General features: G+C 63.0%; 11 protein-coding genes. 5 read left to right on the top strand and 6 right to left on the bottom strand.

Features of this window, described 5'->3' with window-relative positions:
- Positions 1-20 precede the first annotated feature (20 nt).
- Entirely contained in the window at positions 21-293 is a 273-nt protein-coding gene (locus CCK88_RS15335; protein ID WP_086471452.1) for a PepSY domain-containing protein, read from the bottom strand.
- A gap of 243 nt (positions 294-536) precedes the next feature.
- On the opposite strand from CCK88_RS15335, the gene CCK88_RS15330 reads away from it, so the two are divergent.
- Positions 537-1,202 (top strand): ferredoxin reductase domain-containing protein, encoded by a 666-nt coding sequence (locus CCK88_RS15330; RefSeq protein ID WP_086471451.1) that lies wholly within the window; start codon positions 537-539, stop codon positions 1,200-1,202.
- 3 nt (positions 1,203-1,205) lie between these two features.
- On the opposite strand, the gene CCK88_RS15325 is transcribed toward CCK88_RS15330, so the two are convergent.
- Entirely contained in the window at positions 1,206-2,456 is a 1,251-nt protein-coding gene (locus CCK88_RS15325; protein WP_086471450.1) for a GGDEF domain-containing protein, read from the bottom strand.
- A gap of 230 nt (positions 2,457-2,686) precedes the next feature.
- Between CCK88_RS15325 and rimP the strand changes: the two genes are divergently transcribed.
- From rimP to infB, 4 genes are all read left to right on the top strand, one after another.
- Entirely contained in the window at positions 2,687-3,373 is a 687-nt protein-coding gene (gene rimP, locus CCK88_RS15320; protein WP_244557557.1) for a ribosome maturation factor RimP, read from the top strand.
- Positions 3,373-4,980: a transcription termination factor NusA gene (gene nusA, locus CCK88_RS15315; protein WP_086471449.1), complete on the top strand. Its 1,608-nt coding sequence runs from the start codon at positions 3,373-3,375 to the stop codon at positions 4,978-4,980. Before rimP ends, nusA begins: the two co-directional genes overlap by 1 nt.
- Before the next feature lie 45 nt (positions 4,981-5,025).
- A complete protein-coding gene (locus tag CCK88_RS15310) occupies positions 5,026-5,697 on the top strand; it encodes an RNA-binding protein (RefSeq protein ID WP_086471448.1) in 672 nt (223 codons plus the stop codon).
- A gap of 236 nt (positions 5,698-5,933) precedes the next feature.
- Positions 5,934-8,516 carry a translation initiation factor IF-2 gene (gene infB, locus CCK88_RS15305; RefSeq protein WP_425290643.1) on the top strand — a complete coding sequence of 861 codons (2,583 nt, stop codon included), beginning with the start codon at positions 5,934-5,936 and terminating at the stop codon, positions 8,514-8,516.
- Positions 8,517-8,745: 229 nt separating this feature from the next.
- Here infB and CCK88_RS15300 read toward each other — a convergent pair whose 3' ends face one another.
- From CCK88_RS15300 to CCK88_RS15285, 4 genes are all read right to left on the bottom strand, one after another.
- Entirely contained in the window at positions 8,746-9,393 is a 648-nt protein-coding gene (locus CCK88_RS15300) for a L,D-transpeptidase (RefSeq protein WP_086471446.1), read from the bottom strand.
- A 221-nt stretch (positions 9,394-9,614) separates the two neighbouring features.
- Positions 9,615-11,759: a polyribonucleotide nucleotidyltransferase gene (gene pnp, locus CCK88_RS15295; RefSeq protein WP_086471445.1), complete on the bottom strand. Its 2,145-nt coding sequence runs from the start codon at positions 11,757-11,759 to the stop codon at positions 9,615-9,617.
- Positions 11,760-12,083: 324 nt separating this feature from the next.
- Positions 12,084-12,353, bottom strand: a complete 270-nt coding sequence (gene rpsO, locus CCK88_RS15290) for a 30S ribosomal protein S15 (protein WP_170926518.1) — start codon at positions 12,351-12,353, stop codon at positions 12,084-12,086.
- A 170-nt stretch (positions 12,354-12,523) separates the two neighbouring features.
- The gene (locus tag CCK88_RS15285; RefSeq protein ID WP_086471443.1) at positions 12,524-14,230 is read right to left on the bottom strand and encodes a sensor histidine kinase; all 1,707 of its coding nucleotides are present in this window, start codon (positions 14,228-14,230) and stop codon (positions 12,524-12,526) included.
- Positions 14,231-14,269 lie beyond the last annotated feature (39 nt).

Raw genomic sequence — 14,269 nt, 5'->3', positions numbered from 1 at the left:
CGGCGCCGGGATCGCATGGATCAGAAATTGACCTGTTCGAGCGTTGTCGGCTTGAAGTACGAGAACGTCGACTTGCCGTCGGCATCCACCACCAGCGCGGCGACATATTCGCCCCATTCCTCGACCTGGGTCACATTGAGGCCTTTGGCTTCGAGCTGGGCCTGGACATAGGCCGCGTCGAAATTGGTGGTGTCTGCCGTCTCGAGCAGCGACGAGGTCGATGCCATTGCGGGGGCGGCAACGCCGGCCAGGGCAGCAGCGGTCACGAGGGCGATTACAGTGTTCTTGATCATGGGAGGATGATCCTTTCTGGTTTGAACAATCCGGAAATGATCACCCCCGAACTGACCTGCAAGCGGCGAAATTCCACTTTTCTGCACTTGAAACCCGGTGCTATGCGCCGAGAGTTTTCCATGCGAAATCAAGGGTTTTCAGGGAAACGAGGTGTCGTCTGCGAAACCGGGTTCCATGCACGGAACCACCCCGTGCAACCCCGCAGATGCGCCATTGGTTTAGCATGCTGAAGGAGCGCCATCATGCAGACCAGCGTCAGGATTCTCGACACCATCCCGGTGACCCACAATGTCCGGCACTATCGGCTCGAACGGCCCAAGGGGTACCGGTTCGCGCCTGGTCAGGCCACGGAAGTCAGCATCGATCGCGATGGCTGGCAGGACAGGAAGCGCCCGTTCACCTTCACCAGCTTGCCCGATGCCGATGTTCTCGAATTCACCATCAAGAGTTATTTCGATCATCCCGGTGTCACCAACGAACTCTGGTCGCTCGGGGCAGGCGACAAGCTGATCCTTCGCGATGTCTGGGGGACCATCCAGTATCGCGGGCCGGGTACATTCATTGCGGGCGGCGCCGGGGTCACGCCCTTCATCGCCATCCTGCGCCAGCTCAACGCATCGGGCAAGATCGCCGGAAACCGTCTTGTCGTCTCCAATCGCACGGAACAGGACATCATCCTGCGCGACGAGTTCGAAGCCATGGAAGGCCTCGAAGTGATCTGGACGGTCACCGGAGATGCCAAGTCGCGCTTGCTGCAGGAGCGGATCGACGCCGACTTCATTCGAGCTCACGTGACGCGGCTCGATCAGAATTTCTATCTCTGCGGTCCTGACGAGATGGTCAGTGATCTGCGCGGCCTGCTTGAAGATGCGGGCGCGGATGTGGCCAATGTAACTTGGGAAAAGTAGCGCTTATCCGAATGCCAGCTCGAGGCTGGTAGGACGGCGCTGAACCACCCGAGCATCCCAACTATGTCCGCTCGAAACCACCTCGAGCGTCACCTCTTCCGGAATATCTGCAGGCGACGCCACCTGGATCTCTGCGCCATTCTCCCAGAGGGCGCGTACCGTGCAATCAAGGGTCGAGCGCCTGGCGTTGAACACGAGGCGTCCGGCCTTGAGCACCCGTCGGCGGTCTACGGGATCGGCAACGGTAGCGGTGGTCGCGCCACGCCAGGCTAGCGACTTGTTGCGGCCAGAGCGTTTGGCTTCGTAAAGGGCTTCATCGGCCTTGAGCAGAACGCTGTCGAGATCGTCGCGTCCGGGGTCGAGTGTTGCCACGCCGAAACTGGCCGTGACCTTGATAGGCGGTCGGCTCCCGGGAAAGTCGAGGCCGCGGAAGGCGTAGCGCAGCTTTTCCGCCACGGCCATGGCGGCGGCGGCATCGGCATCCGGCAGCACGGCCGCGAACTCCTCTCCGCCCAGCCGGCCCAGCAGATCACTCTTGCGAAGTCCGTCCTGCGCGGCCCGGGTAATAGCCTTGAGCACCATGTCGCCGCCAGCGTGGCCGTAGGCGTCATTGACCTTCTTGAAGTGATCGACGTCGAACGTCACTACCGAGAGTTGGCTGCGGTGTCGGCGAGCCAGTGCGACATACTTTTCCGCCTCCGCCTTGAAAGCGCGGCGCGTGGCAATCCCGGTCAGCCCGTCGCTGGTTGCCAGCTGGCGCAGCTCCAGTTCGCTCATCACCACCTCTGCCAGTTCGCAGAGGATTGCGAGCTCACGTTCCGAGAACGAACGCGGGGTTCGGTCAATGGCGCAGATGGTGCCGATAATCTGCTTGTCCGATGTGACCAGCGGGACCCCTGCATAGAAGCGGATGCCATCGGGGGCGGTGACGTGGCGGTTGACGGAAAAGCGGGCGTCCAGCGATGCATCGGGCACCACCAGCGGCTTTGCGGCGGCCAGAGTGTATTGGCAGAAACTGTCGCCCAACGGCACTTCCGTCAGCGATGTGCCCAGTGCCGCCTTGTACCATTGGCGGTGAGCATCGATCATGGTGACGAGCGCGGTCTCGACCTCGAAGATCAGGCGAACCAGGTGCGCGATACGGTCGAAGGCCGGCTCGGCAGGCGTGTCCAGGATGTCGAAGCGCTCGAGCGCTGCCAACCGTTCCGCGTCGGCCGCGGGAACGAAGCTTGAAGGGCTGGGAACTGCTGACATGGATAATCCAATCGCGCTGCTTGGACGGGCTGACCTTGAAGCCGGGGCTTTAACAAATGATTATTTTTCTGTCTGTGGCCTCGGGGGCGCGTTCGAGCACTTATGAACCCTTGATGTCCATGCGCTTGCCATTTGGGCCCTCAAGGGCTATATCAGCGCCAACATCGTTGCTCTCATTCGAGAGTGGGTGCCGGAAGGCCCCCGCTCTTTTTGTTATCCGGGACCTCAATTTGGCTTTCGACCTTACCGAGAAGCGCTACATCAAGGAAACCGGGCTAGAAGCCCGTATTGCTCGAATCGTCGAGCCCGTGGCCAATGGCCTGGGCTATGCGCTGGTGCGGGTGAAGGTAACGCCGGAAAACGGTTGCACGCTCCAGATCATGGCCGAAGACGAGAACGGCCGCTTCAACATCAACGATTGCGAGGCTCTGTCCAAAGACCTGTCTCCGGTGCTCGACGTCGAAGATCCGATCGATCGCGAATATCACCTGGAAGTGTCTTCGCCAGGCATTGACCGCCCGCTGGTGCGCAAGCGTGATTTCGAGCGCTTCCTTGGGCATGAAGCCAAGGTCGAACTGCTCGACATGATCAATGGGCGCAAGCGCTTTCGTGGCCATGTTCACGCCGTGGACGACGAGGGTGTCACCATTCGCCTGCCCGATGCGCCCGGCGGCACCGATCCCGATCACAAGCTCATTTTTACCACCATCGCCGAAGCCAAGCTGGTGATGACCGACAAGCTCATGGACATGGCCCGCGCCGACCAGGAGCTGCATCCGATCGACGACGACGAGACCGAAACGGTCGAATATGCCGACGCCGACAATGACGACGCAATCGCTGACGAGCCGGCGACCGATATGGTCGAGGACACGACTGCGAAAGACAAAGATAATTCTTCCGAGGAGAAGAACTGATGGCCGTTTCAGCCAATCGCCTTGAGCTGTTGCAGATCGCCGACGCTGTTGCGCGCGAAAAGAACATCGACCGCATGGTTGTGATCGAGGCCATGCAGGACGCCATGGAAAAGGCTGCCAAAGGCCGCTATGGCGCCGAGACCGAGATCAAGGTCGAGATCAATCCGCGTTCGGGTGAAACCCGCATGTGGCGCCTGCTCGAGATCGTCGACGAGGTGGAGGAGCCGTCCCGCCAGGTCCCGCTCAAGTTCGCCCAGGTCAAGAACCCGACCGCCAAGATCGGCGACTTTCTGACCGAGCCGCTTCCTCCCATGGAATTCGGCCGTATCGCTGCCCAGTCGGCCAAGCAGGTCATCGTGCAGAAGGTGCGCGACGCCGAGCGCGACAAGATGTTCGAGGAATATACCGGCCGCGTCGGCGAAATCGTCAACGGCTCTGTCAAGCGCGTCGAATACGGCAATGTGATCGTCGATCTCGGTCGTGGCGAAGCCATCATCCGCCGCGACGAACTGATCCCGCGCGAACTGTTCCGCTATGGCGATCGCGTCCGCGCCTATATCTATGACGTCCGCCGCGAGCAGCGTGGGCCGCAGATTTTCCTGTCGCGCACCCATCCGCAGTTCATGGCCAAGCTGTTCATGCAGGAAGTGCCGGAAATTTACGATGGCGTGATCACCATCCGCTCGATCGCCCGCGATCCGGGTTCGCGCGCCAAGATCGCCGTGACCTCCAACGATTCCTCGATCGATCCGGTCGGCGCCTGCGTCGGTATGCGGGGTTCACGCGTGCAGGCCGTGGTTGCCGAATTGCAGGGCGAAAAGATCGACATCATTCCCTGGACCGACAACATTGCCGACCTCGTGGTCTCGGCACTGCAGCCGGCCGATGTGGCCAAGGTGGTTCTCGACGAACAGGCCGAGCGCATCGAAACCGTGGTGCCCGATGAGCAGCTCTCGCTCGCCATCGGCCGTCGTGGCCAGAATGTGCGCCTCGCGTCGCAGCTGATCGGCTGGGATATCGACATCCTGACCGAGCAGGAAGAAAGCGAACGCCGGCAGAAGGAATTCACCGAGCGCTCCACTCTCTTCATGCAGGCCCTTGACGTCGACGAGATGGTTGCCCAGCTATTGGCTTCGGAAGGCTTTTCCTCCGTCGAGGAACTGGCCTACATCGAGCCGGGCGAAATTGCCTCCATCGAAGGCTTCGACGAAGAGACGGCCGGCGAAATCCAGAATCGAGCCGCCGAATATCTGGCCGAGATCGATGCCAAGTTCGATGCCGAGCGCAAGGCGCTGGGTGTCGAGGACGAACTCTACGAAATCCCTGGTCTCAACGCTGCCATGCTGGTCGCGCTGGGCAAGGAAGATATCAAGTCGGTGGAAGATTTCGCCGGCTGCGCTGCCGACGATCTCGTCGGCTGGAGCGAACGCAAGGACGGTGAAACCAAGCGCTTTGACGGTACCTTCAAGGACTTCCCCGTATCCCGCGAGGAAGCCGAGGATATGATCTTGCAGGCGCGCATTCGTGCCGGCTGGATCAGCGCCGATGAACTTCCTGCCGATGAAGACGGCAGCGAAGACGGCCTCTCCGAGGAGGCGGCGGTCTAAGACCGCCCCTATCGGGAGCACCCGGCCCTGGCCCGGAGCGTGGACATGGTGAGGACTTGTGCCCTGACCCGGACTGAAAAGCCGGTCGAGGCGCTGGTGCGTTTCGTTCTTGGGCCCGATGGCAGCATCGTCCCCGATGTCGATGCGCGCGCCGAGGGGCGCGGCGTGTGGATTACCCTCAGCCACCAGGCGGTGGTGGAGGCGGTCAAAAAGAAAGCGTTCGCCCGCAGCCTCAAGGCCCAGGTCAGCGTACCCGACGATCTGGCCGATCTCACCCGACTGCGACTCGAGCAACGTCTGCTTTCGGCTCTGGGTATGGCGCGCAAGGCTGGCCAGTTCACCACCGGCGCCACCAAGGTCAAAACGGCCCTGCAGTCCGGCCAGGTGCTGGCGCTGCTGACGGCGACCGACGCGGCCGAGGACGGACGCAACAAGATGCTGGGGGCCCTCAGGGCTCTCAACTATGCGCGGCAGGAGGCCGGTCTGACCGGTCCGGACGTGCCGCATTTCGAATCTCTCTCAAGTGAGCAAATGGGTTTGGCACTTGGGCTTGAAAATGTGATACATGCTGCCCTCATGACCGGGGCGGCAGCCCAATCGGCGGTGGACAAGGCCAGGCGACTGGCCAGATACACCGCCCCAGCGATGGAAGACCACACCGACCGCCTCCCGGCGTCCGGTGTGCTTTTGCCCGCGGAACAGGACGAAAGACGATAGGTAGTATGGCTGATAACGACGACAAGCGTTCCGACGACACTGGTGCCAAGAAGACTCTGACCCTCAAGAGTGGCGCCGGGCTGGGCAATCGCCCCGGCGGGATGTCGCGTGGGCCTTCGCGCTCGACCGTGGTCGTGGAAAAACGCACGCGCATTGTGCCCAAGCCTGCAGGTGCTGCTCCGGCTGGTGCCGGTCGCCCCGGTGCGCCCGGTGGCCGTCCGCAGGGCGGGCGCCCGATGCAGCAGCAGAACCGTGCCCCGCTGGGCCTAAGTGCCGCCGAGGCTGAAGCCCGTCGTCAGGCACTTGCTCTCGCCGGCGCGCGCCAGGCCGAGGACAAGGAGCGCTTCGCGGCAGAGGAAGCGCGCCGCATCGAGGAAGACAATCGTCGCCGCCAGGTGCGCGAAGATGCTGCGCGCCAGGAAGAGGAGCGCCGTCAGGCCGAAGAAGCCCGTCGCACTGAAGAGGCAGAGGCCCGTCAGGCGGAGCCGGAACCGGCGCCCGTTCCGCGCGAGGAATTCGTCCCTGCCAGTCAGCGCAATCCCGGCCCTTCGGCCGTCCGCACTGTCTCCGGCCGTCCGGGTCAGTCCGCCCGTCCGCCGCGTCGCGAAGATCGTCCCACCGGGCGTCCTGATGGCGAACGCGGTGCTGCCGGCACGCGTCCGGCAGGTGATCGCGCCGCTGCAGGCGCCCGTCCCACCGGTGAACGCCGTCCCGCAGGCACGGCCGGACGTCCGGCTGGCGACCGTCGCCCCGGCGCCGGCATGGCCCCGATCGGCAATATGCCCCCGGCTCCGCCCAGCGAAGCCGATGGTCGTCGCACCCGTACTGGCGCACCCCAGGTGCGTCCGACCACCGAAGCGGAACTGGAAAACGCCCGCCGCGCCTCGCGCGCCACGCCCGAGCGTCCCACCCGCCGCACCGGCCAGGACAGCAATGACCGCGGCCGCCTGACGGTGTCGAGCGCCACCACCGAGAGCGATCGCGATCGCGGTCCCTCGCTGGCGGCCATGCGCCGTCGTCGGGACAAGAAGATGGGCCGCAACCAGCAGGATGCGCCCAAGCTCAGCCGTGAAGTGATTATCCCCGAGGTGATTACGGTGGCCGAGTTGGCCAACCGCATGGCCGAACGTTCCGTGACCGTGATCAAGCTGCTCATGCAGCAGGGTCAGATGGCCACGATCAACGACGTGCTCGACGCCGATACCGCCGAGCTGATCGCCAGCGAACTGGGCCACACTGTCAAGCGCGTGTCCGAAGCCGACGTGGAAGAAGGCCTCTTCGACATCGCCTCCGACGACAAGGCCGAAGACCTGACCGATCGTGCGCCTGTGGTGACCATCATGGGTCACGTCGACCACGGCAAGACCTCGCTGCTCGACGCCATCCGCGAAGCCAATGTGGTTTCCGGTGAAGCCGGCGGCATCACCCAGCATATCGGCGCCTATCAGGTCGAAAAGAACGGTGCCAAGATCACCTTCCTCGACACGCCGGGCCACGAGGCGTTCACCGCCATGCGTGCCCGCGGCGCCCAGGCGACCGATATTGCGGTTCTGGTGGTGGCGGCAGACGACGGCGTCATGCCTCAGACCATCGAATCCATCAAGCACGCCAAGGCGGCCGGTGTTCCGATCATCGTGGCCATCAACAAGATGGACAAGCCCGAAGCCAACCCGACTCGCGTCCGCACCGAGCTGCTGCAGCACGAAGTGTTCGTGGAATCCATGGGCGGCGACGTGCTCGACGTGGAAGTGTCGGCCAAGACTCAGGCCGGTCTCGACAAGCTGCTCGAAACCATCCTGCTGCAGGCCGAAGTGCTCGAGCTCAAGGTCGCCCGCGACGGTCGTGCCGAAGGCCTCGTCATCGAAGCCAAGCTCGATCGCGGCCGTGGTGCGGTGGCAACCGTGCTGGTCCAGCGTGGCACGCTCAAGATCGGCGACATTCTCGTCGCCGGTACCGAGTTTGCCCGTGTGCGTGCCCTCATCAACGACAAGGGCGAGCAGGTCAAGGAAGCCGGCCCGTCCGTGCCGGTGGAAGTCCTGGGCTTCAACGGGGTGCCGAGCGCGGGCGACCGCTTCTCGGTGGTGGAAACCGAAGCCCGTGCCCGTGAAGTCACCGAGTATCGTCAGCGCGCCATCCGTGAAAAGACGGCCGGCGGCGGTGCCACGAGCCTCGAGCAGATGATGAATCAGCTCAAGATCGCCGGCATCTCCAAGTTCCCGCTGATCATCAAGGGCGACGTGCAGGGTTCTGTCGAAGCCATCGTGGCCTCGCTCAACAAGCTTTCGACCGACGAAGTGTCGGCTCAGATCCTGATGAGCGGCGTGGGCGGCATCACCGAAAGCGATGTCACCCTGGCTTCGGCATCCAATGCCATCGTCATCGGCTTCAACGTTCGTGCCAACAAGCAGGCTTCGGACCTCGCCACCCGCGACGGCATCGAAATCCGCTACTACAACATCATCTACGACCTCGTGGATGACGTGAAGAGTGCGATGAGCGGTCTGCTCAAGCCCGAGCGCCGCGAGACCTTCATCGGCTACGCCAAGATCCTCGAAGTCTTCCAGATCACCAAGGTCGGTAAGGTCGCCGGCTGCCAGGTCACCGAAGGCATCGTCGAGCGCGGTGCCGGTGTGCGCCTCCTGCGCGACGACGTGGTCATCCACGAAGGCAAGCTCAAGACGCTCAAGCGCTTCAAGGACGAAGTCAAGGAAGTCCAGACCGGCCAGGAATGCGGCATGGCCTTCGAAAACTACGAAGACATCCGCGCCAACGACGTCATCGAATGCTTCCGCGTCGAAACGGTCAAGCGCACCCTCTAGGGCACTGCTCCATACAAATCGAAAGGGCGCAGCTTTGGCTGCGCCCTTTTTCTTTTCCAGCCAGCGCCTGCATCGTGCTGCTTGGCAAAGGAAAAGGCCCGCCTCCTTTGCGGGGAAGCGGGCCTTGGGATGTCGGCTGCGGGTGACTACGGGAAAACCGAACGCCGCCGACAATGTCGTTCTAGTCGCGAGTTGGACGGGCGCGCCTTATAGGCCCCAGTCGCGGCGCCTAGTTGATAACCGTCACGCGCGCGCCAACTGGCACGCGGGAATACAGGTCGATGATGTCCTGGTTCATCAGGCGGATGCAGCCCGACGAAACGTTGGTGCCGATGGTGTAGGGCTCAGTCGTGCCATGGATGCGGAACAGCGTGTCGCGGCCACCCTTGTAGAGATAAAGCGCGCGGGGGCCGAGCGGGTTTTCCGGACCTGGGCCCATGCCGCCGGCATAGGGGCCATAGCGATCGGGCTCGCGGGCGATCATCGACTGGGTGGGCGTCCAGCGCGGCCATGCCGCCTTGCGGCCGATCGTTGCGTCACCGCGGAACACCAGGGCCTCATCCTTGCCCACACCGATGCCATAGCGCAGGGCGCGGTTGTTTTCCATGACGAGATAGAGGTAGTGCGCGGGAGTATCGACGACCAGCGTGCCCGGCCGTTCGGTCGTGAAATATTCCACTTCCTGGCGCCACCACTTGGGGTCGACGCGGCGCAGGTCCATCCCGGCGACCATATAGGGTTCGCCGGCCACCGGACCGTACATGCGCTGGTAATAGGGATCGATGACCGGTTCCTGCACCACAGGCTGGCGCGTCGTGGAACAGGCGGAGAGCACGGCGGCTGAAGCGCCAAGCAGGAACAGGCGGCGGGAAATCAAACTACAAACCTCAGGCAACTGGGAGGAGCAGGACTGCGTCGTGCATGTCCGGCCATTGAGTAACGCATTGTGGTGTTAACGTGACCCCAATGCGGCAGTTCCTCGCCGCAATGTGATCACAGTTCGTATGTTGCTCGTTTGCAACGGGTACTGACATTACTGGCGAAGACAAAAAAGGCCGGGCAACTGCCCGGCCTTCCAATGTCTGGTTGGAGCGCTGCTTACTCTGCGGCGTCTTCCTTGGCGGCAGCGGCAACTTCCTTGCCGGTTGCCTGATCGACGACCTTCATGGACAGGCGAACCTTGCCGCGTTCGTCGAAGCCGAGAAGCTTGACCCAGACCTTGTCGCCTTCCTTGACCACGTCAGTGGTCTTGGCGACGCGCTGGTCGGCAAGCTGGGAGATGTGCACCAGGCCATCCTTGGCGCCGAAGAAGTTCACGAAGGCGCCGAAATCTGCGGTCTTGACGACCGTGCCCTGGTAGATGGCATTGACTTCGGGTTCATCGGTGATTGAGCGGATCCACTTGATGGCGGCCTCGATCTGCGAGCCGTCCGAAGAGGAGACCTTCACGGTGCCGTCGTCTTCGATATTCACCTTGGCGCCGGTCTTTTCCACGATTTCGCGGATGACCTTGCCACCGGTGCCGATCACTTCGCGGATCTTGTCAGTCGGGATCTTCAGCGTTTCGATGCGGGGAGCGAACTCGCCCACTTCGCCGCGCGACGCGGACAGTGCCTTGTTCATTTCGCCAAGGATATGCACGCGGCCGTCCTTGGCCTGGGCCAGGGCGATCTTCATGATCTCTTCGGTGATGCCGGCGATCTTGATGTCCATCTGGAGCGAGGTGATACCCTCCTCCGTGCCGGCCACCTTGAAGTCCATGTCGCCCAGATGATCTTCGTCGCCGAGGATATCGGAAAGGACGGCGAACTTTTCGCCTTCAAGAATGAGACCCATGGCGATACCGGCCACCGGGCGCTTCATCGGCACGCCGGCATCCATCAGGGCCAGCGAAGTACCGCAAACGGTGGCCATCGAGGACGAGCCGTTGGATTCGGTGATCTCCGACACGATGCGGATAGTATAGGGGAATTCTTCCATCGACGGACGGATCGGGTTGATGGCGCGCCATGCGAGCTTGCCATGGCCGATTTCGCGACGGCCGGGCGAACCCATGCGGCCGGCTTCACCCACCGAGTAGGGAGGGAAGTTGTAGTGGAGAAGGAAGTTCTGCTTCTGCGTGCCTTCGAGCGAGTCGATGAACTGCTCGTCTTCGGCAGTGCCGAGGGTCGCAACCACCAGTGCCTGGGTTTCGCCACGGGTGAAGATGGCCGAACCATGGGTGCGCGGCAGAACGCCGACTTCCGAGAGGATCGGGCGAACGGTCTTGAGATCACGCCCGTCGATACGGCTGCCGGTGTCGAGGATATTCCAGCGCACGATCTTGGCCTGGAGATTGTGGACGACTTCGCCCAGCGCTTCCTTGGAAACGTCGCCCGCTTCGATCTTGGCGGCAAACGCTTCCTTGACCTTGGCATTGGCAGCGTCGACGGCCGCGTAGCGCTCGGCCTTGTTGGTGAGCTTGTAGGCAGCGCGCAGATCGGCTTCGGCGATGCCGAGCACTTCGGTTTCAAGGGCCGAGAAGTCAGGAGCCTGGAAGTCGCGTGGCTCCTTGGCGGCGAGTTCCGCCAGCTTGATGATGGCTTCGATCACCTGAGCCGATGCCTTGTGGCCGAACATCACGGCGCCGAGCATCACCTCTTCGGAGAGCTCCTTGGCTTCCGATTCCACCATCAGCACGGCGTCCTGGGTGCCGGCCATGACGAGGTCGAGCTTTGAGTCTGCGCGACGGTCGATCGACGGGTTCAGAACATATTCGCCGTCGATATAGGCGACACGGGCAGCGCCGATCGGGCCCATGAAGGGCACGCCGGAAATGGTCAGGGCAGCCGACGCGGCGACCATGGCCAGCACGTCGGGGTTGTTCTCCATGTCATGCTGGAGAACGGTGACGACCACTTGGGTCTCGTTCTTGTAGCCATCGGGGAAGAGCGGGCGGATCGGGCGGTCGATGAGGCGCGAAACCAGGGTTTCGTTCTCGGTCGGACGACCTTCGCGCTTGAAGTAGCCGCCCGGGATCTTGCCGGCGGCGAAGTACTTTTCCTGGTAGTTGACGGTCAGCGGGAAGAAGTCCTGACCCGGCTTGGGCGACTTGGCGCTGACGACGGTTGCCAGCAGCACGGTTTCGCCCAGGGTGGCGAGCACGGCGCCATCGGCCTGGCGGGCAATCTTGCCGGTTTCGAGCGTCAGGGGCTGGCCGCCCCAGTTGAGCTCGACCTTGTGGTGATCAAACTTGATCGACATGTTTTCGTCTTTCCATTCTGCCGGTTGCGCGGGAACGCAGGGCAAGGCTAGGGCCCTACGAACGCCTCCGGTGTGCCCGCACTCGGCAGCGCACCCTATGTGCGCGCCGGCTCAAAATCAGGCACGGTTTCATCTCTGGCACCGACGAAACATGGACAAGACGATGAGCCCCTCCGCTGCGGAAGAGGCCGATGATCCTGCCATGCTCCGGCTGCGCCGGCCTGGTTGCCGCGCTACCACGCGCGGCGCTGCCTCCGAAGTGGCGACACCTCAAAAGGCATCCGGCGCGGAAGAGGCCTCCCGCGCCGGACCGATTGATACGTCTTAGCGACGCAGGCCGAGCTTTTCGATCAGCGTCTTGTAACGGTCCGCGTCGATCTTCTTGAGATAGTCGAGGAGCGAGCGACGGGTCGAAACCAGCTTCAGCAGGCCACGGCGGGAATGGTTGTCCTTCACGTGGTCCTTGAAGTGCTCGGTGAGGTTGGCAATGCGCTCAGAAAGGATCGCAACCTGAACTTCCGGCGAACCGGTGTCGGTGGCCGAGGTTGCGTATTCCTTGATGAGCTGTGTCTTGCGTTCCGCAGTGATCGACATCGGGCTATCCTTTCGAAAAATGAGGATGATGGCCGCCCCAGCCGGGATGTCGTCCAGGTGGGGCCATGTAAAGGCAAGCGCCGGGCATTGGGCCCGGCAGCCAGCTGCGCTGCTATAGGTCAATCCCGGGCAAATAGCCAGAATTTAATGAGGATGCCGCCGCCGTGGCGCTAGGCCTGCGGATCGGGTTCGTCCGGGCGCACCGCCGCAAAGCTCGGGTCGAGCGCGGTCAGTGGTACCTCGAAGATCCATTCCACGCCATCGCCATGCACGTCGCGATTGACCTGCGCGCCCAGCGCCCCGCCGACCATGGTACGCAGCACGATCGTGCCGAAGCCCGAGCGTTCGCCCACCACGAGAGCTCTGCCCAGGTGTTCGCGCCAGCGCATCGAGAGGTTTTCGGCATCCATCCTCCAGGTAAGGTCCAGCCGACCCGTGGGCTCGGCGAATGCCCCGTAGCGCGTGGCGTTGGTGGCCAGTTCATGCAAGGCCATGCCCAGGATCTGCGCCCCTTGAGGGTTGATGCGCAGATCTGGCCCTTCGACCTTCACACGGTCGGCCTCAGGCGGACGGAACGGCCCGATCTGCTGCTCGATCAGCTCGGCCAGCATCACGCCGGCGCGGCCGTTGGCCAGCAGCAGGTCGGTCGAGCGCGCCAGACCCATGATACGGCGCTCCAGCGAAACCACGTAGGTCTGAATGTCGGTGGCGCCGCGGGCTGTCTGCTTGGCCATTGCGGCTATCACCGCCATCTGGTTCTTCGATCGGTGCGCAAGCTCCCGCATCAGGAAGCGGATGTCCCGATCAGCGATCTGCCGTTGCTCCGAAGCTTCGGCGAGCGCCTGCGATACCTCGGCGATCTCGGTCACGGGATAGGTCCGTGGATAGACGGCCTCGCCCCGGCCCATGCGCTGGGCGTCGAGCCGCAGGCCGCGCACCGAGCTGCTGATCCGCTGCGCGATCAGGAACGCCACGGCCGTTGCGCATACCGCGATGAACAGCCCCCAGAGCGTGAGCTGCAGCACCGAATCCTGCAGCGGCTTCTGAACCTGGCTCGATGCCGCCCACGCGATCACCCGCCAGCCGGTATAGCCCGAGCGCCATTCGGCCGTGACGACCCGCTCGCCGTTCAGTTCTTCCTGCGCCCAGGCATCGCCGGGCACGTCCGCCTTCCACTGTCGGATCGGCAGGATCGAACCGATTTCGAGGGCCGTATCGGCGGTGGAACTGATCACGGCATTGTTGGTGTCGACGAGGGCCGCGTGCCATCCTGCCGGTAACTGGCGCGACTGCAGCGACGGCGCCAGGTTGCGCGCATTCTGCGTCATGGTCACGAGGCGTACCGGCTCGACATCGCTCAGGGGTAGCCAGACATTAAAGACATAATCCTGCGCTACGGCGCCAAAGAAGATCGGGGAAATGGTTGCCACCCCGCGCTCCAGCGCACGCTCGGCGGTAGGAATGTCGGAGGTCTGTTGCAATACTTCCCCATAGGGGACCCGGGTATTGAGCAGCTGGCGGAACTGGTCATCGACCGCGATCAAGTAGGATCCGCTGCCCGCCAATGCCGTGAGCGCCCGCTCGTGGAAAGCGGCAAGGTCGCCCAATTCCAGCGACTCGCTGCTCGACAGCACGCGCAGCGTCGTCGCCATTCCGGTGATTTCGCGGTCGACCGCGTGCCCCATCGCCTGCACGGTCGCGTTGGTCAGCGCAGCCAGAACCTTCTGTTGGGAATCGTTGGCGCTGTTGAGTAACACGAGGGCGACGGCCATTGCGGGGATCAGGATGGCAAGCACCAGCGCGATCAGGTAGACCGCAATAGGGCGTCCACGCATCACCCGCGCGTCGCTCTTTCCTGGCGCCGTATCTACTGCCATTGCCCCCGTCCTTCAAAGTCGCCGCGCCCTCTCTGCGGC

The organism is Devosia lucknowensis (genome assembly GCF_900177655.1).
Taxonomy (GTDB): domain Bacteria; phylum Pseudomonadota; class Alphaproteobacteria; order Rhizobiales; family Devosiaceae; genus Devosia; species Devosia lucknowensis.
The sequence above is the reverse complement of the archived record's forward strand: the minus strand, read 5'-3'. Positions and strand labels throughout refer to the sequence as shown.